The sequence below is a fragment of the Kordiimonas aquimaris genome (genome assembly GCF_025574485.1).
Classification (GTDB): domain Bacteria; phylum Pseudomonadota; class Alphaproteobacteria; order Sphingomonadales; family Kordiimonadaceae; genus Kordiimonas; species Kordiimonas aquimaris.
The window spans coordinates 215,643-240,065 of record NZ_JAOBPO010000004.1; the positions used below are offsets into that span (position 1 = coordinate 215,643).

Consider the following 24,423-nt stretch of genomic DNA (forward strand, 5'->3'; position numbering starts at 1 on the left):
TTGCTAATGCAATTAGTCCCTTCTTTTGGTGGCGATGCGTAACAGGCGCTGAAAAGTTGGGCATTCAAAGTGGTTTTTTGCAGGGCAGTTAGCCGCATGGCGCAACCCGTCGCGCATGGCACTTAGGTGTTTGATGGTACGATCTATCGAATTCGCCTTGTCGGATAAGACTTGCCTATTTATCAAGGCTTTGCCGTTAGCGGCAAACATGCCACCTATTTCTTCAAGCGTAAAGCCTGCGCGTTGGCCAAGAGCAATAAGCGACAAGCGCTCAAGAATTGTTGAATCAAACAGACGCTTTAACCCACGCCGCCCTGTAGACGTAATCAGCCCTTTTTCTTCGTAAAAACGGATTGCAGATGCAGGTATGCCAGCTTGTTTTGATACTTCAGAAATATCCAACATTTTCTCTTGACCTAAAGTGAACTTGAACTTGTATTCTAGTGTTTATGAATAGAAGAACAATAGGTATTTTCAGGAGAAAACCATGACACACGAGTTTACAGGATCAGAATTCTGGAATGAGCGATATAAAAACGAAAGTTATATGTATGGGGTGCAGGTAAACGATTTTCTGCAAGCGCAAGCTCACCTTATAAGTCATGGCGGTCAGGTGTTGAGCCTTGCGGAAGGTGAGGGGCGCAATGCTGTTTATTTAGCGCAGCAAGGATACCATGTTCACGGCGTGGATTTTTCATTAAATGGACAGGAAAAAGCCTTGAAGCTTGCTAAGGCGCATAAGGTGGTCATTGAATATGATCTCGCTGACCTCACAGCGTATAAGATGGGGGTTGCATCATGGGATGCTGTCGTTTCAATCTTTTGTCATTTGCATGATACGGAACGGCTTACTGTTTATAAGTCAGTTAAGCAGGCATTAAAGCCGGGCGGTGTTTTTATTTTGGAAGCATACAATAGAAAGCAGTTGAAGTATGGAACTGGCGGACCACGCGATGCCTCCTATTTAGCGTCGCTCGACCAACTTAAAGAATTCTTCGAAGAGTTTGACCTCATTTTGGCACAGGACATTGTGCGCGAAATTCACGAAGGCGAGCATCATTTTGGATCAAGTGCTGTGACACAATTTATTGCCCGCAAACCTACAAAGTAAGGTTTAGGCAGGATGTTTAATCATAGCATACTGTATGTCGAGGCTTGACACTTTGTATGCCCCGGCGTAGCGACAGAGCATGTTTTTGAGATCAAAAAAGAAAGTAGTGGAAGCGGCCGATGCAGTTGAGGGTAGCTGGGTTTACCGGCAGGCACCGTTTTTTATGCGGCCTTACCTGAAGTTGGCGCGGCTTGACCGACCGATTGGTTCATGGCTGTTGCTGTGGCCTTGTTGGTGGTCTGTTACGCTCGCATACAGCGGCGAAGCTGTGTTAGCGCTTGCGACATGGTTTGCCCTATTTGCAATTGGTGCGCTGGCAATGCGTGGTGCTGGCTGTACCTATAATGATATTATCGACCGTGATTTTGATGGCAAAGTCGAGCGCACACGAACGCGGCCCATTCCCGCTGGCGAGGTTACGGTTAAGCAAGCGTGGATGTTTTTGACTACCCTTAGTCTGATTGGTCTCGCTGTACTTCTGACCATGAATGTTTTTGCTGTTTGGCTTGGCTTAGGCTCGCTTGTGCTTGTTGCTGCTTATCCGTTTATGAAGCGGATTACCGGTTGGCCGCAGGCATGGCTGGGCTTAACGTTTAACTGGGGGGCGCTCATGGGGTGGGCGGCCTTGAAGGGTGAGTTAAGTACAGCGCCTATGGTGCTGTATGCTGGCTGTTTGTTTTGGACATTGGGGTATGACACAATATATGCGCACCAGGATAAGGAAGATGATGCCATCATCGGTGTGAAATCGACCGCTTTGACACTAGGGCAGCATACGCGCCTCTGGCTCACCGGATTCTACGCTGTGTTTTTTCTTGGTCTTATTTATGCAGGATATCTTGCAAACCTTGGTATAATCTATTATGTCGGCATCGCGCTGGCTGGTTTACACCTCGGCGCACAAATCAAACGGGTAAATATTGATGAACCTGTGGTTTGTTTAGAAGTTTTCCGCTCAAACATAGCGTTTGGCTGGATTGTTTTTGCCAGCCTTGTTGCTGGGCAATTGACAGCCTGACCAGATGCGATGATTGAACGCCTCCCCAAACCCGTCGATCAAGGAACTTATCGATGAATATCAAGAAAATTTCCGTTGGCGAAAACCCACCTTGGGACGTCAATGTGATTATTGAAGTGCCGGCAGGCACAGAACCAGTGAAATATGAACTGGATAAAGACTCTGGTGCGTTGTTTGTTGACCGGATTATGCACACGAGCATGCGTTATCCGTGTAATTACGGCTTTATCCCGCACACACTTGCTGATGACGGTGATCCCGTTGACGTACTGATCGCTAACAGAACACCGATTATGCCCGGCGCTGTGGTGCGTTGTCGTCCTCTTGGTGTTTTGATCATGGAAGATGAAGCTGGTATGGATGAGAAACTTCTGATGGTACCTGTTGATCAGCTACACCCGTTCTATAAAGGTGTGCAAAGCTATGAGGAGCTACCAAAAATATTCCTTGATCAAATCGCACATTTCTTCCAGCACTATAAAGATCTGGAATCAGGAAAGTGGGTGAAAATTATGGGCTGGGAAGGTCCAGAAAAAGCCGCAGAACTGATTGAAAGTGGCATAAAAGCCGAAGCAGCTAGCGAGTAATAAAAACATATAACTATTAAAAAGCCCGGTTTCGCCGGGCTTTTTTGTGTCCGAAATCAGAATATTCATTAATATTCATCAATATTCATCTTGTATGCATTGCGTGAATTCTCGCGAATGTTCCTTGCGACAGCAACAACAAGGAGCAAAATAAGGTGTTTACCCGTTACATAAAATTACTGTCTGTATCATTACTTTTAGTATCGACTGCGATGGCGGCTACGGCGTTGCCAGAAACAAATGCTATTGACGATAAAGTGAATGCGCATATGCAGGAAGAGAATGTGCCGGGAATAGCGCTTGCGGTCATTGAAAATGGCAAGGTTGTTTACAAAAAGGCCTATGGCTTTCGCGAGACCGAGACTGAAACAGCACTTGATGCTGATACCGTTATGTATGGTGCTTCAATTACTAAATTTGTATTTTCAACTTTTGTAATGCAGCTGGTTCATGAGGGGAAACTGGATTTGGATACATCAATTGCCAAGCTTTTGCCAAATCCGCTCCCTACATATGAAAGGTTTTCAGACCTGGAAGGGGACGAGCGATGGCGCAAATTGACTTTGCGTAGTCTACTTGGTCACACGACCGGTTTTCCCAATTTTCGTTTCTTCACCCCTGATGGCGGGTTTGACCCTGATGCAAAACTGGAGTTTTTTTATGAGCCTGGTGAACGATATGGCTATTCGGGCGAGGGCTACTATATTGCCCAGTTAGTTGTGGAAGAGGCACTTGGTATTAAAACAGGCAGTGAACTACAACGGCGATTTTTTGACCCTTTGGGCATGACACGGACAAGTTTGGTTTGGCGCGACGATTTTCGGCCTAACTTTGCGCAAGGCTATGCTGTTGATGGTGAAAATCTTGGCCACAACATGCAATCAAATGTGCGTGCGGCAGGCTCAATGGATACAACTCTCAATGACCTATCTGCATGGGTGGCTGCATTGATGCGCGGCAAAATATTGTCTAATGCTGCTTTTGATGAACTGCTTAAGCCGGTTATCAACATTACATCACCCAGTCAGTTTCCAACTTTAGATAATACAATCGACCCGCGTAATGTTCAGTTGCGCCTGTCGGCTGGCCTCGGCGCTGAAACGTGGTACGGTCCGCAAGGGTTGGGTTTCGCTAAAGGTGGGCACAATGAAAAAACAGATAATATGTTGGTTTGTTTGATAGAAGCTAAGAAGTGTGTTGTTCTTTTATCTAATACCGCCAAAGGTGACCGTGTGTTTCCTCAGATTGTTGAGTTTATCATGGGGCCAACGGGCTTGCCTTGGCGATGGAAGTACTCAAGCTTAAACAAATAAACTTGAAATTTCCTATGCGCCGCTGCCAAACCAGCGTGCATAGGTAAATCGATGCCAAATGGATTCTATTGGGCCTTTAGACTTGTGCCTAAACCATAAGCTGGTCAGCGTAATTTGTGTTGCCCATGCGGCAAATACAATGAAAGCCGCTTGGGCGCGAACAAGCTCGCCGTATAAGCCCAAGCCGAAACCGTAGAATATGGTAATGCAAAAGATGGTCTGGAACAGATAGTTTGATAAGGCTGCGCGCCCGACATTAGCGAAAGCCGTGAAACCAAAACGGAAGTTGGTAGAATTGAGTAGCCATCCGATGATGGCGATATAGCCGATAGCTGTGACGGCAGACCCTGCATAGTTCCAAATATTTCCAAGGAAAAATGAATATGGGAATTGCCACATGGCTGCTTCGTTGGCAAGAAAGCCGTTAACGACCAGACCAAGGCCTAATGTTACAAAGATAAGTGCAGTAACTGCGTATGCCTTACCTGTCCATTTACCGGCAAGAAACCCTTGGCGATATAACGCAAGCCCCAACAGCATCATGCCGCCAACACGCCAGATACCCCAACTTAGGAAAATATCGGTCTGAAACTCCCAGGCATGATGCATGCGATAGGCAAAGTGCTCAAGCCATGTCCCTTGATGTGCGTTAACTTCAGCGAGCAAGGCTGTTTCTGTTGGTTGCCACATTTGCTGTGATATTTCGTTTATCGCCTCAGCCGGTAATTCAATGAAATAGTAATATGCTCCTACACTGGAGAGTGCACCGAACGCTAACAGGCCTAACCCAGCAAGTGCCGTTAGATACCATCTCACATTGCGAAATAAGAATGGGATAAAGCTAGCCAATGCATAGCTAACAAGAATATCGCCGCTCCATAGCAGATACGCGTGGGCTAGACCGATAAGAAGTAAACCGATAATACGCTTGGCATAAGTCGCAAAAACCGGCTCACCGCGCCGCATTAGTCCATCACAAATTATCGCTGTGCTGGCACCGAACAACATTGAGAATATTGCCATAAACTTCTGGTCGGCAAAGACATACTGAAATGTCCACCATATTTTGTCGATACCCGTGAAGTTGCCATATGCATTTGGGTTAAAATATGCCGCTGATGGCTCTGAAAACATGCGGATGTTCATCAACAGAATACCTAGGACGGCAACGCCTCTGATGACGTCCAGTAGCTCTATTCTCGCTGGTTGTGTCTCGTTCACTGTGACATCCGCTTTGTTAATCTTGCGTTGGATGATAAGGCTTTATTTTAAATAGTCTTTAAATGTGGATAATTAAAGATACGAAAACACAAATAGGTGGGACGACCAGCTAGCTGTTGAACGGTTTATATCGCAAAAAAGACCCAGCAATGCTGGGTCTTTAATGTTTTTCTCGATATCAATGTTTATGGCATTGGTGCATGGAAGAAGTTTAGCTTGTTCCCGTCTAAGTCACGGAAGTAAGCTGCGTAAAACGAGCTTTCATCACCACCGCGTACACCCGGTTTTCCTTCATCAGTTGCACCCAGTTCAATTGCCTTTGCATACAAACGATCAACGCTTTCGCGGTCTTGAGCCATAAAGGCAACCATCACGCCATTGCCGACTGTTGCAGGTTCTTGATTAAATGGTTTGGTGATGGAAAACATGCCAGCACCGTTTGACCATACAATGAAACTCTCTTCATCCATCGCGCGCTTTGCACCCATTTCGCCGAGTAATGCATCATAAAATGCTGCCGACTTGGCCATGTCATTTGTGCCTACTGTAATATATCCAATCATTTCTCTCTCCTTTGTTGTTGTCAGTTTAATGTGTTGGGGTTTCGCTATTATTCTGCTGCCATCATTTTCAATACATCAGGGTACCACTGCTCAAGACCTCGGTTCACATATGCAACCAGATTGTCATGGGCAGCCATTAAAGCAGCCATTGGTGTTGGAACGGGAGCCGCGTAAAAATTAACGAGCATGCCGAATACGGCGGCGTCGATATAGGTTGGCTGGTCGCTGAAAAACCAATCTCTGTTGTTCAGTAAGGTTGCAAGTGCGGCAATATCAGCAGACAAAAGTATATGCTGCTCATCATGCGTGTGTTGACCAAAACCATTGGATTTCAAGCTCTCGCTGACTTGCTCGCGAACGGTTTTTCCTACTTCAGTTCGTTCATTTGCAGGTAGTTCGCCAAAAAACAGAGGTTCAAGCACTTCCCAGCCAGCGTCTTCAATCCAGCGGCCTTGAACAAGGCCCATAATCGTGCGTTCTTCCAGCATACGTATCAGTGCATGACCAGTTGCTTTGTCTTGTGCTGTCAAGTTGCCGTCGAGTGTTTCGCCGTATTTGTCAGTGATATGGCGGCGAATAAATTCAGAGTCCTGAATAATAGTATCACCGTCTTTGAGAACAGGCAGTTTTCCTTTTGAGAAAACTTTATAATCCTCTGGCAGTTCTGTGTTGAAAGGCAGGTTTGCCATTTTTAATAGAATATCTGCTTTTACGCAGAAAGGGCTCATATTGAAGAAGCCTTGGGGAGTTTCAAAAGTATAGAGTGTCAAGCTTTCTGATGACATTTTTTATTCCTCTTAAAGAAAATCACTTCTTTGGTTCGTGTCGTGCTCGGAACCAAAATCATCATACTGCCAGCCTCCTGACATATTGTGTCAGGAGTGATAGGGTATATTCGCATTCAGAGAGGAAATGCTTATGCGCCGTGCTGACAGGTTATTTGAGATAATTGAAATTATGCGTGAGAAGCCCAGTGCGGTCACGGCGCTTAGTTTGTCGCGCGAACTTGGTGTGTCTGAGCGCACGATATACAGGGATATTGCTGGACTTCAGGGGCAGGGTGTCCCTATCGAAGGTGAAGCTGGAATTGGTTATGTGCTGAGGCCAGGGTTTCATTTGCCGCCACTCATGTTCACAATGGACGAAATCGAAACGATTGTTCTTGGCGCACGTTTGGCGGCACAGCGTGGTGGTGACAGCATCGAGAAAACTGCTGACCGTGTGCTTGCCAAAATCAAATCAGCTGTGCCGGACAATCTGCAATCACGAATGGAGAATGTCGCACTTTATGCGCCACCGATGTTTGGTATCGGGCATGGTATTATAGACATGGCTGTTGTGAATGATTGCATCCGCAACCAATCAAAAGTCGAAATTGAGTACGGTGACGCCAATGGTGTGATTTCGAAACGTATAGTATGGCCTGTTGCCATTGCCTTTTTTGCTGGCAGCACGCTTCTCTCCGCCTGGTGTGAACTGCGCGCAGCATTTCGTCATTTCAGGACAGATAGAATTACACATTTTCACGTGACGACAGACAAATACGACGGAGGCAACGGAAGATTGCTGGCAGCCTGGAAAGAAGAAGTAACCGGCACAAAAAAGGTAAATAAAAACTAATTGCCTTTCTTTATGAAAAATAAGCCATTTTTACCAATCAGGCGTTACTTCAGTTTTTCTAAGCACACGACGATAAGGGTAGGGCATGCGGTTAGTTACCGCGCTCATGGTGCGATCAAAAAGGCGTACTTTGCGACGTGCCCACTGAACAGCAGTAACTGCAGACGGTGTTGTTGGGATAAGAAATAACAGGCCAATTACAAAGAAAATCAAACCAAATGGTATCGGTGTTAGCATACCGATTAAGCCAATAAAGCAAAGCGCGCTTCCGATTACACGGCATAAAATGCGCATCATTGTATTTCTCCAAATTCGCTGTCGTTCTTTTATTATTAATATTAGATATAAGAATGCATTGTGGTTTGTTCAAGGCAGCTTAGTTTGGCCTATGTTGCCTAGGCTGTTGTATTGTTATAAGAAGCGCCTCATTATTACCCGAGTATAAGGAGTAACCACATGAAGAAAATATATGATAGTGCGGAAAGTGCGCTGGACGGTTTGCTTTTTGATGGCATGAATATGATGGCAGGCGGTTTCGGTCTGTGTGGTATTCCTGAGAACTTGATTGCGGCGGTCCATAAAGCCGGAACACGTGACATTACAATTGTATCAAACAATTGCGGGGTTGATGGTTTTGGCCTCGGTGTTTTACTGGATGCAAAACAGATCAAGAAAATGATCAGCTCGTATGTCGGCGAGAACAAAGAGTTTGAACGCCAGTATCTTGAAGGCGAATTAGAGCTTGAATTTAACCCGCAAGGCACGCTTGCGGAGCGTATTCGCGCTGGTGGCGCAGGTGTCCCGGGTTTCTACACCAAAACGGGTGTCGGCACGTTGATCGCTGAAGGTAAAGATCATAGAGAGTTTGATGGTGAGACATACATCATGGAAACAGGTCTTGTTGCTGATGTGTCAATTGTTAAGGCATGGAAGGCAGACCCGGAAGGTAATCTGGTTTACCGTAAAACTGCACGTAACTTTAATCCGATGATGGCAACGGCTGGCAAGGTAACGATTGTTGAAGTGGAAGAGATCGTTGAAACGGGAGCGTTAGACCCGGATAATATTCATACGCCCGGCATTTTTGTACAGCGTATTATCAAAGGTGATTTTGAAAAACGTATTGAGCAACGCACAGTTCGTGTTGCCAGTAAAGCGGAGGTTTGATCATGACAAATGCATCAGGTTGGGACCGTAATCAAATGGCTGCCCGTGCAGCGCAAGAATTGCAAGATGGATTTTATGTAAACCTCGGTATTGGTATTCCAACCCTTGTGGCCAACTACATTCCGGATGGTATGCACGTTACGCTGCAGTCTGAAAATGGTATGCTTGGCATGGGACCGTTTCCTCTAGATGATGAAGTTGATGCTGACTTGATTAACGCAGGTAAGCAGACGATCACGGAACTGCCGACCAGCAGCTACTTTTCTAGCGCGGACAGCTTCGGTATGATCCGCGGTGGTCATATTGATCTCAGTATTTTGGGTGCCATGGAGGTTGCCGAAAACGGCGATCTGGCAAACTGGATGATCCCAGGCAAAATGGTCAAAGGTATGGGCGGCGCCATGGACCTTGTTGCTGGTGTGAAGCGTGTTGTTGTTCTCATGGATCATACGAACAAAGCTGGTGACCCAAAGCTGTTGAAGGCATGTACGTTACCGTTAACAGGTACGCAGGTGGTTGATCGTATTGTTACGGGCTTGGGTGTGTTTGATGTTGTTGCTGGTGGTTTGAAGGTTGTTGAATTAGCGCCCGGTATTTCAATGGAAGAAGTTAGAGCCAAGACAGAGGCCTGCCTTCTTTAAGCGCCAGATTATCAATTTGTTATCCTATCCAGTGCATTGTAGTTTTGGCAGCATGGTAGCCGTTTGAGGGTTATGCAATGACCGAAACTAATTTTGAATTGCCGCAATATGCGGATCACCCTGATATATGTCAGTTATTGGCTGCTTGGGATAATTGGCGCGGCGATAGTTTGTTGCCTAAGCGGGCTGATATTAAACTGACGGATGTATCCAATCTGTTAAAAAGCAGCCTTATGTTTGATATGATCTCGGATACCAGGATCATTTGCCGCTATATTGGCAGTACATTCCTGGATATATACGGTCAGGACTTTACCGGTCACAACTATTTGGACCTAACACATCCGGATGAGCGAGCGGAACGCTCAAGACGGTTAATGGTTGTTGCCAAGCACCCATGCATTGCTGCATGGGCCGTAACAATTGTATCCAGTAAAGATGAAAGTATTGATATTGTTGGTGTTTCAGTACCAATTCAGCCGAATACAGATGATGCGCCTATGCAATTGATGCAAGTTGCCGCAATATTAAGACCTATACCACATTCATCTTTTACAAAATCTGATGAGCAAAATGTGGTGAATTCCTCAGATCAATATAGCTCAATCGACATAGGAGCAGGCATGCCAGCTATGTAAATAGACAAGCTAGCGAACGTTTGGATAAACGTCATTGTAGCTATGTCAGTTTTACATGAGAGAGGAGAAAGTGGTGCCGGCACCAAGATTCGAACTCGGGGCCTGATGATTACAAATCAACTGCTCTACCAACTGAGCTATACCGGCATCTTTTCAAACATCTATATGCGAAGCACAACGATGTGTGGTTCATTGGAGTGTGTCCCTGAACCGGAGGATCGTATATCGCTATGCTTTATAGCTTGCAAGTAAAAAAATGCATTTTTTATAGTGTGGCTAATCCAAACGCTTGTCGGCTCAATCGCCGTTGCATTTATCCTTGTGAAAATAACGAAAGCAGACGGGTTATTCTAACCATGTTTGAATATTAATGCTGGCGCAGAAATACAGATTCTTGTGATTTTAATGCCAGTCTGTGCAGCCGAATAAACGAACAACTTTTCCGCTATCGTCCGATAATGGTAGAATAATTGTGCTGGCCTGATAAACGATTTCGGCCTTTTTCACGAAATGTGTTTCCATGAACCGCGGCTCATGTGTGTGATATACAAGGCGGGCCAAACGCAGGCTCTGTGCAATAGAAGCGTCCAGATGCATGGCCTTGGATAGCCTGTATCCTGTTGCTTCAATCCCGTAACGTTGGGTGTTTTTAGTACCGAACAGCCGCCATTTAAAGTCCGGTGCGGCATCTTCCTGTTCTATTACATCCAGAATGAAAAGAATCGGCAGCATATCTGCGCCAATCTTTACAGGGTCTATGTTTTTAAAGTGCGGCACGTCCCCCGGCATCGCTTTCCACTTTTCAAGTAATTCAAGCGGCTTTTCAAAAATTCGGTTGTTGGAGGCTTTTCGTTCGGATACCTCACAAGACACAGCCTTCAGGTTTTGTTCTTTAACAGACTTCCAGGGTGTATATGTACTGAACTCAGTCAACACAGCCTCGTATTTTAACGCTCAAAAATATTTTATGTTCCGTGATCATCACGGTGTTGTCCATATGCCGCAACCAAACATGCGTACAACTTCATTTTTATCGTCAGATAACGGCATGATCACAAAGCTCCCTGTTTTTACGTGCCTTTCATTTTTGTAATAATGAGAGAGTAAAAACTGTGCAGTTTTTGTTTCACAGGCAAGCTTTGTGATATCAAAGCCGTTGCCTGATCCTGCGTGAGACATGTGTGATAAGCGGCGGCTTGTCCCTTCTTTGCCGTAATGGTCGCGGGCGCCGGTGCCGAACAGGCGGAATTGGAAATCAATGTCGCCGGTATCGTTTGTCTCATCGGAAAGAGGGATCACATCAAGGATATGCATAAAGGGTAAGAGACTTGGATCGAAAAGGTTGGGTTTGATGTCACGATAATGCGGGATATCGCCTGGAAGCGCTAACCATTGCCTGAAAAGCTTGACCGGTTCTTCAAATGAGCTGATCTCGGTAATTTCTTCATAAGGTAGAACACGCGATACTTCCCTAAGTTCGTCTTCAACAACTGATTGAGCGTGAATCTTCATAAACCTGTGAGTTTTCCGTTCAGTTTTAGTTAATATAGCTTTAAGTGAGCCGATCATTGTTGTGCACCAAGTAATGTTAGCGGTGTAACTCTACCATAATTTCATCGATGTTTCATGCCAGCAACATGCTTAAGGTGTCATCCATATGCCGCAACCAAACATGCGCACTATATTACCTTGATCGTCAGATAGAGGCAAAACAACGAAGCTTACGGTTTTTATAATGGTTTGGTTCTTGTAATATTCGCACATCAGAAATTGAGCGACACGTTTATGGTAGGCTTGTTGAGTTAGGCCAAATCCGCTTGCTACACCCTGGTCTGCCCCTTCACGGGCAGATTGAGACAACCGGTTGCCAGTTGCCTCTTTACCATAGTTATCGCGGTTTGCCGTCCCGAATAGGCGAAATCGAAAATCGACATCACCGGTTTCATTTTCGTCGTCATCCGCTGGCAATACATCCAGAATATACATGGAAGGGAGCAAACTAGGCCTGAAAAGGGTTGGTTTGACGTGGCTGTAGTGTGGAATGTCACCGGGTAATTTACGCCAAATCTCAAACAACTTAAACGGCTCCGCGAATGATGCAGTGGCCATTGCCTCCTCATGAGTAATGGGGTGCGCAATTTCGCGGAGATTCTGTTCCCGAACTGATTGTAGTTCACTAATCATCAGTCTTTGCCTTTGTCATACAATCACTCAGGTCGAGGACACCATGTTTGTTAAGCAGCGGTACCACCGACCGTCAAACCATCAACACGCAACGTTGGTTGGCCAACACCAGCAGGGACGGTTTGTCCGCCTTTGCCGCATGTGCCAACACCGTTATCCAGTTTTAGGTCATTTCCGATCATTGATACACGTTTCAACACGTCAGGACCGTTGCCGATAAGCGTCGCGCCTTTAACGGGCTCCGCCAGCTTGCCGCCACGAATGCGGTAAGCTTCAGTACAACTAAATACGAATTTACCTGACGTAATATCTACTTGCCCGCCGCCAAAGTTAACGGCGTACAGGCCGTCATCGACGCTTGCGAGAATTTCGGCTGGGTCTTTGTCGCCAGCTAACATAAATGTGTTGGTCATGCGAGGCATAGGTGCATGCGCAAAACTTTGGCGCCTGCCATTACCTGTTGCTTTAACGCCCATTAGCCGCGCATTAAGCCGGTCCTGCATGTAGCCTTTTAAAATGCCGTCTTCGATCAACACGGTGCGTTCTGTCGGTGTTCCTTCGTCATCTATGGTTAGAGAACCGCGCCGCGCATTAATGGTGCCATCATCAACGATCGTAATGCCGGGTGCAGCCACTTGTTCACCCAGTAAACCTGCAAATGCAGATGTTTTTTTCCGGTTAAAGTCACCTTCAAGGCCATGACCAATTGCTTCATGTAATAAGATGCCGGGCCAGCCTGGGCCTAGGACAACTGTCATTTCACCTGCTGGTGCAGCCACGCTTTCCAGATTAACATCCGCTTGCCTGATTGCTTCTCGCGCCTGAGCCTGCCAAACAGCTTCATCAAACAGGAAGTCATATCCTTCACGGCCGCCAGCGCCTTCAAATCCCATTTCCTGCCGTTCGCCGTCGCCCATAACAACAGAAACATTTAAGCGTACAAGCGGGCGTACGTCGCGCACACGGTGACCGTCGGCGCGAATAATTTCAATAGCCTGCCAGCTACCTAACAGCGAGGCACTAACTTGTCGGATGCGGTCATCCTGTGCGCGCGTGTAAGCGTCGATGTTTTCCAGTAGTTTTACTTTTTTATCGAAATCTATGCCGGTTAATGGGTTGTTCGGACTGTACAGCTGCTTGTTTGTGCGCGCTGGAGCATTGCTCATAACATCGCCGTTGCCGGATTTAATCGCACGCACAGTGTCGCCTGCTCGTTCTATGGCAGCATGAGACAGTTCGTTTGAATGCGAAAACCCTGTTGAGTCGCCTGTAACGGCACGCAAGCCAAAACCTTGACTCGAATCAAAACTTGCAGCTTTTAACCGTCCATCATCAAAGCTGAAGGCCTCTGATTGAGTCGATTCAAGATAAAGCTCACCATCATCCATCCCGTGCAGGCTTTTTTCGATCAGAGATTGCGTTTTGCTCTCATCCAGGTCGGATTCGTTGAAGAAAAAGTTGAGAGCAGGTGTGGATTCGGCCATTCAGGTGTCCCTTTAATCAAAACATAAGCATTAATCACGCAGTAAATTGCGGCTAATTGCCGCGCGTTCATACGTGAAATTTAAATTACTTTGACTATTATAGGATCAAAACTCAAGTATTTCAGGGATTATCTGCGATTGATAACCTGAAATTAACATAGGTAATGCGAAGAAAAATGCATTAAGAGTGCGACATGGACTTGAGCCAGCGAAAACCTCTGGTATAACAAGCGCGCATTCAATAGGGGCCAGCATTGAATAATCATAATATATGATTGGCTATGTGACTGGCTTGATAACCAGAAAGCGGTTAGTATTACCGCAATCGGGTGCTCGTATAGGGCAAAGCAAAAGGGAAGCAGAGTTATGAACGTCAAAAGGCTTACCGCCGGACTAATGGCTGCAGGGGCAGCTGTCTTCGGTGTGACGGTTGGCGCTTTCGCACAAGGCCGAGTGGGTCAACCCACAGCTGGTGGTCTATGGTTGCAGGAAGCTGCTAGTGAACAAGCACAAAAGATAGGTGACTTCAACGAACTGTTAATGTGGATCATCACTGTAATCACGATTTTCGTTTTTGCATTGATGTTTTACACAATGTGGCGATTCCGCGAAAAAGCGAATCCTGTTCCGTCAAAGGTAAGTCACAACACATTTATCGAGGTAGTGTGGACTGTAGTTCCGATCATTATTCTGGTTGTGATCGGAGCGATTTCTTTACCGCTTCTATATTGGCAAGACGTTGTACCGGAAACGGACATGGCGATTAATGTTACTGGTAATCAGTGGAACTGGACATATAGCTACCCTGATTATGGTGATATTGAGTTGACGGCAAACGTTGTTCAAAATAGTGCGTTTGAAAACGCAAATGAGCGTCAAGCCGTTGAAGCTGAACTGTCTAACTTCCTTGGTTGGCCTGCGAAACTTAATGCACGCTTGTTGGACACGGATTATCGCTTGGTACTGCCGGTGAATACGAAGATTAAAGTGCAGCTAACAGCGTCTGATGTGTTGCATGCATGGACGGTACCTGCCTTTGGTGTGAAACTGGATGCAGTGCCAGGACGTTTGAATGAGACTTGGTTCGAGGCACGTGAAGTTGGCACTTATTACGGCCAATGCTCGGAGCTTTGTGGTAAAGACCATGCTTACATGCCAATAGCCGTTGAAGTAGTTTCAAAACAAGATTTCGCCCGTTGGGTAGAGCGTCAAGGAGGCACAACAGCCTCATTGCTCTCACCTACGCTCGGCCGATAAGATACGTTAGGGAAAGGAAGAGCAATGGCTCACGCAAACCCAACCGGCTGGAAACGCTGGGTGTTTTCAACAAACCACAAAGACATCGGTGTGATGTATCTATGGTTTGCTTTTATCGCCGGCATGATCGGTTTTGGTATGTCTGGTATTATTCGGATGGAATTGATGAATCCGGGCGTAAACTTTATTCCTGATTTGTTTGGTATGACCGAGCAACAAGCGCGGCACATGTTTAACGTGCTGACAACAGGTCACGGCCTCATCATGGTATTTTTCATGGTGATGCCTGCCTTGATTGGTGGCTTTGGTAACTACTTTGTGCCGCTGATGATTGGTGCACCTGATATGGCGTTCCCGCGTATGAACAACATTTCGTTCTGGTTGATGCCGCCTGCATTCATTTTGCTACTGCTTTCGACTTTCGTTGAAGGTCCAGTTGGTCAAAATGGTTTCGGCGGTGGCTGGACAGCATATGCGCCGCTTTCAACTACTGGACACCCGGGTCCATCGATGGATCTGGCGATCTTCTCGCTTCACGTTGCGGGTGCGTCATCAATCATGGGTGCGATCAACTATATCACTACAATTTTCAACATGCGCGCACCAGGCATGACGATCCACAAGATGCCACTGTTTTCATGGTCAATTCTGATTACAGCTTTCTTGCTTGTATTGTCTCTACCAGTTCTAGCTGGCGCGATTACTATGTTGTTGACTGACCGTAACTTCGGCACGACATTCTTTGACCCTGCCGGCGGTGGTGATCCGATCTTGTTCCAGCACCTGTTCTGGTTCTTTGGTCACCCTGAAGTTTACATCATGATTTTGCCAGCATTTGGTATCGTTAGTCATATTGTATCTACCTTCTCCAAGAAGCCTATTTTCGGTTATTTGGGCATGGCGTATGCAATGGCAGCAATCGGCTTTATCGGCTTTGTCGTGTGGGCACACCACATGTACACAGTAGGCCTTGATGTTGACACGAAGGCATACTTTGTCGCTGCAACAATGGTTATTGCGGTGCCGACTGGTGTGAAAATCTTCTCATGGATTGCGACGATGTGGGGCGGTTCGCTGCGCTTCACGGTGCCTATGCTCTACGCGATTGCATTTATTCTTCTGTTTACCCTTGGTGGTGTTACAGGCGTAGTGCTTTCAAACGCTGGTGCTGACGTGGCATTGCACGATACATACTATGTTGTTGCGCACTTCCATTATGTATTGTCACTAGGTGCTGTGTTTGCAATCTTTGCCGGTCTTTATTACTGGATGGGTAAGATGTCTGGTAAAGAGTATCCGAACTTCCTTGCAAACGTTCAGTTCTGGATTACTTTCATTGGTGTGAATCTAATTTTCTTCCCGCAACACTTCCTTGGTTTGCAGGGTATGCCTCGACGTTATGTGGATTATCCTGATGCGTTTGCACAGTGGAACTGGGTATCAAGTATCGGATATCTTGTGACACTTGTTGGCGTGCTTCTGTTTATTGTTGTGATGGGCATTACCCTTTCACGCAAGAAAACACTGGGCAACAATCAGTGGGGCGAAGGCGCGAATACTCTTGAGTGGACTTTGTCTTCACCACCACCATTCCACCAGTTCAATGAGTTGCCGGAAATCAAGTAATCGCTGGGTTTGTATCCAGTAGACCTTAAGGAAACAGGTGTGAGTGACACTGTAGACATAACAAAACAAACGGCTCGGTCTTCTGCCTATGGTGGGCAGGAGGCTGAAGCGCGTGACTTTTTCGCATTGTTGAAGCCACGCGTTATGTCACTTGTTGTGTTTACGGCATTCGTCGGCATGATTGCCGCACCTGGTACGATGCATCCAGTGCTTGCACTTGCGGCAATTACATTGATTGCGATTGGAGCAGGAGCGTCTGGTGCGTTAAACATGTGGTATGACGCCGATATTGACGCTGTCATGGAGCGCACAGCTTCACGCCCGGTGCCATCGGGTAAGGTAACGGCTGGAGACGCTCTCGGCTTTGGCCTTACGTTATCTGTCGCGTCTGTCGTTTTGCTTGGTCTTGTTGCCAACGTAACGTCTGCGGCGTTGTTAGCTCTGACCATATTCTTCTATGCTGTTGTTTACACCATGTGGCTAAAACGTCGTACGCCGCAAAACATAGTTATTGGCGGCGCTGCGGGTGCTTTTCCGCCGATGATTGGATGGGCTGCTGTTACAGACAGTGTTACAATCGAATCCATTGTTCTGTTTGGTATTATCTTTTTGTGGACGCCGCCGCATTTTTGGGCGCTGTCATTGTTTATCAAGAAGGATTACGCCAAGGTTGGTGTTCCCATGTTGCCGCTTGTGGCAGGCGTTACTGAAACGCGCAAACAGATACTTCTATATACTTTGTTGATGGTACCGTGCGGTATCGCACCATACTTTATGGGATTTGCGGGACCGTTTTACGGTATTGTTTCCAGCGCACTTGGTGCAGGCTTTATGTATCTTGCCGTAAATGTTTGGCGTGGTGTCGAAAAAGCAGACAGGAAGCTGTTTGTGTTTTCTATCTTTTACTTATTTAGCGTGTTTGCTGCCCTTGCAGGTGAACGCATAACGCTAGGATGGCTATCCTGATGGCACATGAAACAGATCAAAATAATTTCCCTACGCCTGACCCTGATATGCATGCGCGCATGAAGAAGCGTAACCGCGTGATGGGCCTGTCACTTGGTATCTTTGTAGTTGCTTTGATGGTTATCAGTTATTTTCGGATCAAAGGGCTTGCACCGTGACAGATGTGGCGCAAAAAAATAGCCGCGTAGCAACAATTGTTGTTGGTGTCGTAGTCGGCATGATCGGTCTGGCGTATGCTTCTGTACCACTTTACGACCTGTTCTGTAAGGTTACAGGATACGGGGGTACGACACAGCGTGCAGCCTTGTTTGATGCACAAGCGACCGACCGCGACATGAAAGTCCGTTTTGCAGCTAATGTTCACCGCGATATGCCTTGGGAATTTTCGCCTGAACAGGTGTCTCAGAAACTAAAGGTGGGGGAGCAGGGGCTTGCCTATTATGAAGTTTTCAATCCGACCAGCAAAACAATTACAGGAACGGCAACCTACAATGTCACGCCACACAAAGCTGGTGAGTATTTTGCCAAGATAGAATGTTTCTGTTTTACAGAACAAACGCTTAAGCCGGGCGAGCGTATGATGATGCCGGTGGTGTATTTTATCGACCCTCTAATTGAAGAGGATCGTAATTTGAATGAAGTTACGGAAGTAACGCTTTCATATACTTTTTTCGTTATTGATGACGAAAAGGTTGAGACGGTAACGGGGCGCTAGGGCCCAATATGTAAGGCACTATGTAATGTGCTTTTTGAGGAGGAATAAATGGCAGGCGAAGTAAAACACGACTACCATCTGGTAAACCCAAGCCCATGGCCAGCTATTGGCTCGCTTGCAATTTTTGTAATGCTGTTTGGTGCCGTTTTTGCGATGAAACCAGAAGCTAACTTCTTTGGTATTGCTGGTGGCAGTTTTGGTTCATGGGCTTTTGGTAGTGGCTTCTTGCTGCTTATCTACACTGCTTTTGCATGGTGGAAAGACGTGGTTCATGAAGCTGAGACAGGTGATCATACTCCTGTTGTGGGTATTGGCCTTCGGTACGGCATGATCCTGTTCATTGCTTCTGAAGTAATGTTCTTTGTTGCATGGTTTTGGGCATTTTTTAATGCGTCTTTATATCCAGCCTTGCCTATCGAGCCTGGCACTTTCTGGGAAGTTGTTGGTAATGAAGCTGTGTGGCCGCCAAGGGGTATTGAAACGTTTGATCCTTGGCACCTGCCTTTTATTAATACGCTTATCCTTCTGTTATCAGGCACTACAGTTACGTGGGCACACCATGCAATTGTGCACGGTGACCGTGAAGGTTTGATCAAAGGGTTATGGCTGACAGTAGCACTCGGCGCTGTGTTCACTATGGTGCAAGGTTATGAGTATAGCCACGCAGCCTTTGGCTTCTCAGGCAGTATTTACGGCGCAACATTCTTTATGGCGACGGGTTTCCATGGTTTTCATGTATTAATTGGTACGATCTTCCTAGCGGTATGCTTGGGACGCGCGATTAAAGGCCAGTTTAAAGCAGATCACCATTTTGGGTTTGAAGCTGCGGCTTGGTATTGGCACTTTGTTGATGTCGTGTGGCTCTTCCTGTTCTTTGCCGTTTATATCTGGGGCGGCTAATTATAGATGAGTGATACACTCAATACGAAACATGAAACCGATCGGCATAGCCGGTCGGTTTCGCCTTATAGGGCAGGGTTTAGGTGCGTTTGCCCAAATTGCGGTGAAGCACCGCTGTTTCATAACGTGCTTGAAGTACGAGAAATATGCCCACACTGCGATTTTGACCTGAGTGCTGCAGATCCGGGTGATGGTGCGCAGGTTTTTGTTATTCTGATCCTGGGTTTTGTTTGCGCCTTGCTTGGTTTCATCCTGTACGGAACGTTTTCTATGCCACCGTGGATGATTGCTGCTGTGCTCGGTATGGTTATCTTATTTGGTAGCATTTGGATGCTGCGTGTGTTCAAGGCTACATTGGTGGCCTTGCAGTTTCATCATGATGCCCATGAAGGCAAATTGGATGATAAAGGTGCCTAATTATGAACCGGATTGCTTTTGAAACTAACTGGAAGATAGTGACAGCTGTATTATCGGCGCTGGCTATTCTTATTTTCCTTGGTACGTGGCAAGCACAAAAAATTGGCCCTAAAACACAGCTGCTAAAATCCATCGAGCAAGGCATGTCAGCGGACCCCATGCTATTGCCCGTGCATTTGGATGATCCGCAATCAGTGGTGTATCGTCGTGTTTCTTTTGATGGTGTGGCGGCCGATGCACCGGCAATTAAGGTTTTTGGAACCAACCTAAAGGGAAAGCCAGGTTACTCACTCTATAAGCCGGTGATACGGCAGCACGGGCGGGCTGTTATGGTGAACTTTGGCTGGATACCATTGGCACAGCAGAAATTGCCAATACTGCCGGTTGGTGAGATCACGGTTAACGGTGTGTTGATGGAAAGTGCTGTTGCTGGTGACTTTACGCCGCCTGATAACCTTGAAAAAAATGAATGGTACACAGCAAACGTTCATGAAATGGCCCAATTTTTTGGGCTGAGCTCCAAGGAATACTATCATTTTCGTATATTTGCGGACCATAGTGATGATACGGCGGGGTTTCCGCAAGGCGGCCAAGTGCGGGTGGATATTCCCAATGATCACTTCGAATATATGCTGACGTGGTATGGTTTGGCGCTTGGTTTAATTGGTGTATTTCTCGCTTTTAGTCTTAAAAAGAAAGATTAGTATCTGTTACCATGGTTTCATGGTGTGGTTTTGCGGCACAAAGCATTGCAATATACTGCTATATACAAGTCAGTCCTTGCTTATAGGCTTGCATATCCGCGCGCTGCCTTTTATGACTGTCCGTCATTTGCGCAATAATCAGTTAGTTAAGTTGTAATGCAGTGAAATATATTTCTACACGCGGTGAAGCGGAAACACTAGATTTCGAAGGTGTAACTCTGACCGGGCTGGCGCGCGACGGCGGCCTGTATGTACCTGAAATGGTTCCTTCTTTTTCTCATGATGAAATACGCGCAATGGCTGGTAACACGTATGCAGAAATTGCTTACCGCGTTATCAAACCGTTTGTTGGAACAACCATTGATAATGCCAGCCTTAAGCGTATGTTGGAAGAAACATATAGCACTGATACATTTCGACATCCGGCTGTTGCGCCGCTTGTGCAACTCAATGAGAGAGATTGGGTTTTAGAGCTTTTTCATGGTCCCACACTTGCGTTTAAAGATTTTGCTTTGCAATTATTAGGACGCTTTTTCGATCATTTCACGGCACGTAAGGAAAGAAAATTAACCATTCTTGGTGCTACATCAGGTGACACTGGCTCGGCAGCAATTGAAGCCTGCCGTGGCCGCGATAATGTGACCATATATATGTTGCATCCAAAAGGGCGCGTTTCAGATGTGCAACGCCGTCAAATGACAACTGTGATTGAACCGAATGTTGTTAATATTGCCATTGATGGGACATTCGATGATTGCCAGGCACTTGTAAAAGAATGTTTTAACGATCTGTCTTTTCGCGATGAAGTTGGGCTAACTGCCGTGAACTCGATTAATTGGGCACGCGTTATGGCGCAGGTTGTATATTATTTCACAACAGGTGCTGCTTTGGGCGCCCCGGATAGGACGTTAAGCTTTAGTGTGCCTACAGGTAATTTTGGCGACATTTATGCAGGATATATAGCGCGCCAGATGGGGCTGCCTATCGAGAAGCTGGTTATTGCAACCAATAGCAATGATATTTTGGCGCGGACGCTACAAACAGGCACCTATGGACGAGGTGATGTGCATGCAACACTGTCACCTAGTATGGATATTCAGGTTTCAAGTAACTTTGAACGTATGATGTTTGACCTCGCGAGTAGAGATGGTGCTGCTGTTAAGCGGTCTATGGATGCATTCGGACGTGATGGCAGCATCACTTTAACCTCAGAAGCACTTGAGACTGCGCGACAGATTTTCAATGCGTTACAAGTGGATGATGAAGCCACAAAGCATGTTATCAAAACATATGTCGATACGTGTGGATACCTTGCTGACCCTCACACTGCAATTGGCTTAAAGGCGATGGAAACACTGCCAGAAAATAATGCACCGCACATTACACTTGCTACAGCACATCCGGTTAAATTTGGTTCGGCTGTTGAAGCTGCATGCGGTGTTAAGCCAAAGCTTCCTGAGCATATGAGTGACCTTTTCGACAGAAAAGAAGCATATCTTACGCTCGCAAACGATAAGGCAGCGCTTCAATCGCTCGTGCGAGACGGGGTGTCACCTTGAGCGTTGAAGTAACAAAACTTTCGAATGGCTTGCGTGTCGTTAGCGAAAGCCGCAAGTCTGTAGAAACGGTCACTGTAGGTGTTTGGGTTGATGTAGGGGCGCGTTTTGAGACGGAGCGTCAGAACGGTTTGACGCATTGTCTGGAACACATGCTGTTTAAAGGCACAAAAAAAAGAACAGCTCGCGACATTGCATTTGAGATTGAAGCTGTCGGCGGACACATGAACGCTTACACTTCGCGTGACAACACAACATATTATGCAAGGGTGCTTAAAGACGACATGGAGTTAGCCGTGGATCTGTTGGCAGATCTTGTTGTTAACAGTGTTTGTGATAGTGCTGAGCTAGAGCGCGAAAAAGATGTCATTCTGCAAGAAATTGGTCAGACACTTGATACACCTGATGATGTTGTTTTTGATAATCTTCAAGCAGCAGCATTTGCAGGTCAGCCTATTGGCCGCACCATTTTAGGAGAGGCTGACAATGTTCGAGCCTTTACGCGTGATGATTTAACTGAGTTTTTGGCGACGCATTATTTAGCGTCCAATATTGTTATCTCTGCTGTTGGTAATTTAAGTCACGAAAAATTAATAGAGCTTGTTACTGATAAGTTTGCGCGTTTACCAACCGGGAACCGCGTGCCTGCGCTGCCTGCTAAATATATTGGTGGCAAGCATGTAGAAGTGCGAGATCTTGAGCAAATGCACCTGACACTTGGATGGCAGGGTGTATCTTATCATGACGATGACTATTACGCGCATCAACTATACTCCACTATTTTAGGTGGAGGTATGTCATCGCGTTTATTTCAGGAAGTGCGCGAGCATCGTGGTCTTGCATACTCTGTGTATAGTTTCAGCAGCAGCCATGCTGAAACAGGTTTATTTGGTATCTACGCGGGCACGGGGCCACAAATGGCTAATGAATTACTGCCCGTTATCAATGGCGAGATGGAACTGTTGGCAGCAGGCCCTAATGAGCAGGAGTTTAATGTTGCGCGAGCTCAACTCAAAGCTGGCCTTATGATGGCGCTTGAGGCAACGACGTCACGTATGGAACAAATCGGACGTCAGATGTTGGTGTTTGATAAAATCATCCCTATTTCAGAAATGATAGCTAATGTGGATGCCGTCACAATGAAGGATGTTGCTACAGTTGGAGCAAACATCTTATCTGATTCTTCGCCTTCGCTTGCTGCGGTTGGTAATAAAACTGCAACAGAGTTTCTAAATTAAAGCTGTATTTGCAGTGTAATTACGCCAATAAGCTTTAGTTTGCTACTTATGCGTTTTTCTGAGCTGCCATCCTATTGAAGTGTTTGTGTAAAAATGATACGAATTCGCAACAGTTAAACGTGGGGTGTTTCAGGGGTGAGCCGCGAACTACGACAATTTTTAGAATACTGGTATGCGCTAGGGGGTGGAAAATATCCGCCAGAGCGTAGTCACCTGGATTTAAGGCAGCTCGCATCTATTCTCAGGTGGATGTTTATACTTGAGATGGACGAAAGCGGCTTGCTAAAATTCAGACTTGCGGGCTCGTGTATCGAAGAAGCACTTGGATGCGGTATGACAGACCAGTCGTACGCTGACTTATTTTCTGTTAATCAAAATGCCAATATTACTGAAGAACTATACGCTCTCTCTCTTGTACAAGGCAGCGGTTTACTTCGCAGCGGGTCATTCACATTAGATAATCAGACCACGATGGACCTTCAGGTTCTTGCATTGCCATTTGCAGATCAACGCGCGATGGGAGGCGTTGTTATGGTTGGTGCGGTGAAGCCTTTTGATTACAATAATCCTGGTTTTGTGGACCGTAGGCCAAATTTTGACCAATTCATTGATGAATTGCTGTCGGTGCCATCACCACGTTTTCTATCTGAAGATCAATTGTCGGAGCGCCTTTCTGCGAAGCTGCAGGATAAAAGTGTAGAGCTGCGTGTGCTGGATGTTGAGGCAGTATTAAATTCTGATGTTGCTGCCGGTATGCAGGAGAATAAACGGTTCCCTTGCTTCACATCGGACGTCTTACCTACAACACAAGCGCATTAATTATTTTCCAGCCTGCTCTCAAGTGACGGTTTAACTATGACCAGCATCACTTGAAAGCATAGCTATATCAATACCCAACATTGCCATTGCACGTGACCATTTGTGTTCTAATTCAGTATGAAAAATGATTTCTTCATCCGCGTCAGCAATCATCCAGCCGTTAGCTTGGACTTCTGACTCTAATTGTCCCGCACCCCACCCAGCGTAGCCTAAAGTCAGCAGGTGATTAATAGGGCCAGCATTGCTTGCCATTGCTTTTAATATATCAACGGTTGCGGTCAGTGCTGTGGTTTGGCTGACAATCATGGTTGAATCTTGAACATAATCTGCTGAATGTAGAACGAACCCACGACCAGGTTCTACAGGACCACCTGCGTGAATAGTTACATTGGGCACTTCTTCACTTACATCAATTGATAATTGCTCAAGTAATCCCTGAAAATCCAGCGCTTCATGTTGAGCATTGATAACAAGTCCCATTGCTCCAGATGCGTCATGCGAGCAAATGTAAATAACACTACGCTCAAAGCGTGGGTCACTCATGGACGGCATAGCCAGTAGTAGTTTATTCTCGAAGTAAGTGGACTGAGGCATTCATTTCTCACTTTAGATAATTCTATCCTCAATGTTATAAGGACGCAATGTGTCAGGATAATCACGGATACTAACCATGAATAC

General features: G+C 46.1%; 29 protein-coding genes and 1 tRNA gene. 19 read left to right on the forward strand and 11 right to left on the reverse strand.

From position 1 onward, the window contains the following. Positions 1-12: 12 nt before the first annotated feature. Positions 13-405 (reverse strand): helix-turn-helix domain-containing protein, encoded by a 393-nt coding sequence (locus OEU88_RS14010; protein WP_262695830.1) that lies wholly within the window; start codon positions 403-405, stop codon positions 13-15. Positions 406-487: 82 nt separating this feature from the next. On the opposite strand from OEU88_RS14010, the gene OEU88_RS14015 reads away from it, so the two are divergent. The 4 genes from OEU88_RS14015 to OEU88_RS14030 all read left to right on the forward strand — a co-directional run bounded on the left by OEU88_RS14015 (position 488) and on the right by OEU88_RS14030 (position 4,029). Continuing rightward, positions 488-1,111 (forward strand): class I SAM-dependent methyltransferase, encoded by a 624-nt coding sequence (locus OEU88_RS14015; RefSeq protein WP_262695831.1) that lies wholly within the window; start codon positions 488-490, stop codon positions 1,109-1,111. A gap of 79 nt (positions 1,112-1,190) precedes the next feature. Further along, positions 1,191-2,129, forward strand: coding sequence for a 4-hydroxybenzoate octaprenyltransferase (ubiA, locus tag OEU88_RS14020; protein WP_262695832.1), 939 nt, complete (start codon positions 1,191-1,193; stop codon positions 2,127-2,129). A gap of 53 nt (positions 2,130-2,182) precedes the next feature. Next, positions 2,183-2,716, forward strand: coding sequence for an inorganic diphosphatase (gene ppa, locus OEU88_RS14025; protein WP_262695833.1), 534 nt, complete (start codon positions 2,183-2,185; stop codon positions 2,714-2,716). A 155-nt stretch (positions 2,717-2,871) separates the two neighbouring features. Next, positions 2,872-4,029: a serine hydrolase domain-containing protein gene (locus tag OEU88_RS14030; protein WP_262695834.1), complete on the forward strand. Its 1,158-nt coding sequence runs from the start codon at positions 2,872-2,874 to the stop codon at positions 4,027-4,029. A gap of 12 nt (positions 4,030-4,041) precedes the next feature. Here OEU88_RS14030 and OEU88_RS14035 read toward each other — a convergent pair whose 3' ends face one another. The 3 genes from OEU88_RS14035 to OEU88_RS14045 form a co-directional block, all read right to left on the reverse strand. Beyond that, the gene (locus OEU88_RS14035) at positions 4,042-5,250 is read right to left on the reverse strand and encodes a DUF418 domain-containing protein (RefSeq protein WP_262695835.1); all 1,209 of its coding nucleotides are present in this window, start codon (positions 5,248-5,250) and stop codon (positions 4,042-4,044) included. Between the two features lie 185 nt (positions 5,251-5,435). Beyond that, the gene (locus tag OEU88_RS14040; protein ID WP_262695836.1) at positions 5,436-5,813 is read right to left on the reverse strand and encodes a VOC family protein; all 378 of its coding nucleotides are present in this window, start codon (positions 5,811-5,813) and stop codon (positions 5,436-5,438) included. Positions 5,814-5,860: 47 nt separating this feature from the next. Then, on the reverse strand, positions 5,861-6,598 hold the full coding sequence (locus tag OEU88_RS14045; RefSeq protein ID WP_262695837.1) for a glutathione S-transferase family protein: 738 nt from the start codon (positions 6,596-6,598) through the stop codon (positions 5,861-5,863). A 133-nt stretch (positions 6,599-6,731) separates the two neighbouring features. Between OEU88_RS14045 and OEU88_RS14050 the strand changes: the two genes are divergently transcribed. After that, positions 6,732-7,433, forward strand: coding sequence for a helix-turn-helix transcriptional regulator (locus tag OEU88_RS14050; protein WP_262695838.1), 702 nt, complete (start codon positions 6,732-6,734; stop codon positions 7,431-7,433). Between the two features lie 30 nt (positions 7,434-7,463). Here the strand turns inward: OEU88_RS14050 and OEU88_RS14055 are convergent, their stop codons facing one another. Next, the gene (locus tag OEU88_RS14055; protein WP_262695839.1) at positions 7,464-7,730 is read right to left on the reverse strand and encodes a hypothetical protein; all 267 of its coding nucleotides are present in this window, start codon (positions 7,728-7,730) and stop codon (positions 7,464-7,466) included. Positions 7,731-7,889: 159 nt separating this feature from the next. On the opposite strand from OEU88_RS14055, the gene OEU88_RS14060 reads away from it, so the two are divergent. The 3 genes from OEU88_RS14060 (at position 7,890) to OEU88_RS14070 (ending at position 9,879) form a co-directional block, all read left to right on the forward strand. Then, on the forward strand, positions 7,890-8,600 hold the full coding sequence (locus OEU88_RS14060) for a CoA transferase subunit A (protein WP_262695840.1): 711 nt from the start codon (positions 7,890-7,892) through the stop codon (positions 8,598-8,600). A 2-nt stretch (positions 8,601-8,602) separates the two neighbouring features. Continuing rightward, positions 8,603-9,241, forward strand: a complete 639-nt coding sequence (locus tag OEU88_RS14065; RefSeq protein WP_262695841.1) for a CoA transferase subunit B — start codon at positions 8,603-8,605, stop codon at positions 9,239-9,241. Positions 9,242-9,318: 77 nt separating this feature from the next. After that, positions 9,319-9,879: a PAS domain-containing protein gene (locus OEU88_RS14070; RefSeq protein ID WP_262695842.1), complete on the forward strand. Its 561-nt coding sequence runs from the start codon at positions 9,319-9,321 to the stop codon at positions 9,877-9,879. 71 nt (positions 9,880-9,950) lie between these two features. Here OEU88_RS14070 and OEU88_RS14075 read toward each other — a convergent pair. The 5 genes from OEU88_RS14075 to tldD all read right to left on the reverse strand — a co-directional run bounded on the left by OEU88_RS14075 (position 9,951) and on the right by tldD (position 13,547). After that, positions 9,951-10,026, reverse strand: a tRNA-Thr gene (locus tag OEU88_RS14075). 255 nt (positions 10,027-10,281) lie between these two features. Then, a complete protein-coding gene (locus tag OEU88_RS14080) occupies positions 10,282-10,812 on the reverse strand; it encodes a PAS domain-containing protein (RefSeq protein ID WP_262695843.1) in 531 nt (176 codons plus the stop codon). A gap of 48 nt (positions 10,813-10,860) precedes the next feature. Next, positions 10,861-11,448, reverse strand: a complete 588-nt coding sequence (locus tag OEU88_RS14085) for a PAS domain-containing protein (protein ID WP_262695844.1) — start codon at positions 11,446-11,448, stop codon at positions 10,861-10,863. A gap of 72 nt (positions 11,449-11,520) precedes the next feature. Then, the gene (locus OEU88_RS14090; RefSeq protein ID WP_262695845.1) at positions 11,521-12,063 is read right to left on the reverse strand and encodes a PAS domain-containing protein; all 543 of its coding nucleotides are present in this window, start codon (positions 12,061-12,063) and stop codon (positions 11,521-11,523) included. A 50-nt stretch (positions 12,064-12,113) separates the two neighbouring features. Then, entirely contained in the window at positions 12,114-13,547 is a 1,434-nt protein-coding gene (gene tldD / locus OEU88_RS14095) for a metalloprotease TldD (protein ID WP_262695846.1), read from the reverse strand. A 366-nt stretch (positions 13,548-13,913) separates the two neighbouring features. Between tldD and coxB the strand changes: the two genes are divergently transcribed. The 11 genes from coxB (at position 13,914) to OEU88_RS14150 (ending at position 23,745) form a co-directional block, all read left to right on the forward strand. Beyond that, positions 13,914-14,804, forward strand: coding sequence for a cytochrome c oxidase subunit II (gene coxB, locus OEU88_RS14100; RefSeq protein WP_262695847.1), 891 nt, complete (start codon positions 13,914-13,916; stop codon positions 14,802-14,804). A 24-nt stretch (positions 14,805-14,828) separates the two neighbouring features. Beyond that, a complete protein-coding gene (gene ctaD / locus OEU88_RS14105) occupies positions 14,829-16,430 on the forward strand; it encodes a cytochrome c oxidase subunit I (protein ID WP_262695848.1) in 1,602 nt (533 codons plus the stop codon). Positions 16,431-16,469: 39 nt separating this feature from the next. Beyond that, positions 16,470-17,396: a heme o synthase gene (locus OEU88_RS14110; protein WP_262695849.1), complete on the forward strand. Its 927-nt coding sequence runs from the start codon at positions 16,470-16,472 to the stop codon at positions 17,394-17,396. Next, entirely contained in the window at positions 17,396-17,554 is a 159-nt protein-coding gene (locus tag OEU88_RS14115; protein ID WP_262695850.1) for a hypothetical protein, read from the forward strand. Before OEU88_RS14110 ends, OEU88_RS14115 begins: the two co-directional genes overlap by 1 nt. Continuing rightward, a complete protein-coding gene (locus tag OEU88_RS14120) occupies positions 17,551-18,111 on the forward strand; it encodes a cytochrome c oxidase assembly protein (protein ID WP_262695851.1) in 561 nt (186 codons plus the stop codon). Before OEU88_RS14115 ends, OEU88_RS14120 begins: the two co-directional genes overlap by 4 nt. 48 nt (positions 18,112-18,159) lie before the next feature. Further along, complete coding sequence (locus tag OEU88_RS14125) at positions 18,160-19,011, forward strand: cytochrome c oxidase subunit 3 (protein ID WP_262695852.1); 852 nt, start codon at positions 18,160-18,162, stop codon at positions 19,009-19,011. A 6-nt stretch (positions 19,012-19,017) separates the two neighbouring features. After that, positions 19,018-19,428, forward strand: a complete 411-nt coding sequence (locus tag OEU88_RS14130; RefSeq protein WP_262695853.1) for a DUF983 domain-containing protein — start codon at positions 19,018-19,020, stop codon at positions 19,426-19,428. Between the two features lie 2 nt (positions 19,429-19,430). Next, positions 19,431-20,132, forward strand: coding sequence for an SURF1 family protein (locus OEU88_RS14135; RefSeq protein ID WP_262695854.1), 702 nt, complete (start codon positions 19,431-19,433; stop codon positions 20,130-20,132). A gap of 161 nt (positions 20,133-20,293) precedes the next feature. Next, positions 20,294-21,691: a threonine synthase gene (gene thrC, locus OEU88_RS14140; RefSeq protein WP_262695855.1), complete on the forward strand. Its 1,398-nt coding sequence runs from the start codon at positions 20,294-20,296 to the stop codon at positions 21,689-21,691. Beyond that, complete coding sequence (locus OEU88_RS14145) at positions 21,688-22,926, forward strand: M16 family metallopeptidase (RefSeq protein ID WP_262695856.1); 1,239 nt, start codon at positions 21,688-21,690, stop codon at positions 22,924-22,926. The genes thrC and OEU88_RS14145 overlap by 4 nt, the downstream gene beginning before the upstream one ends. Positions 22,927-23,061: 135 nt before the next feature. Continuing rightward, positions 23,062-23,745 (forward strand): PAS domain-containing protein, encoded by a 684-nt coding sequence (locus tag OEU88_RS14150; protein WP_262695857.1) that lies wholly within the window; start codon positions 23,062-23,064, stop codon positions 23,743-23,745. Between the two features lie 30 nt (positions 23,746-23,775). Here OEU88_RS14150 and OEU88_RS14155 read toward each other — a convergent pair whose 3' ends face one another. Next, complete coding sequence (locus OEU88_RS14155) at positions 23,776-24,339, reverse strand: YqgE/AlgH family protein (protein WP_262695858.1); 564 nt, start codon at positions 24,337-24,339, stop codon at positions 23,776-23,778. Positions 24,340-24,423 lie beyond the last annotated feature (84 nt).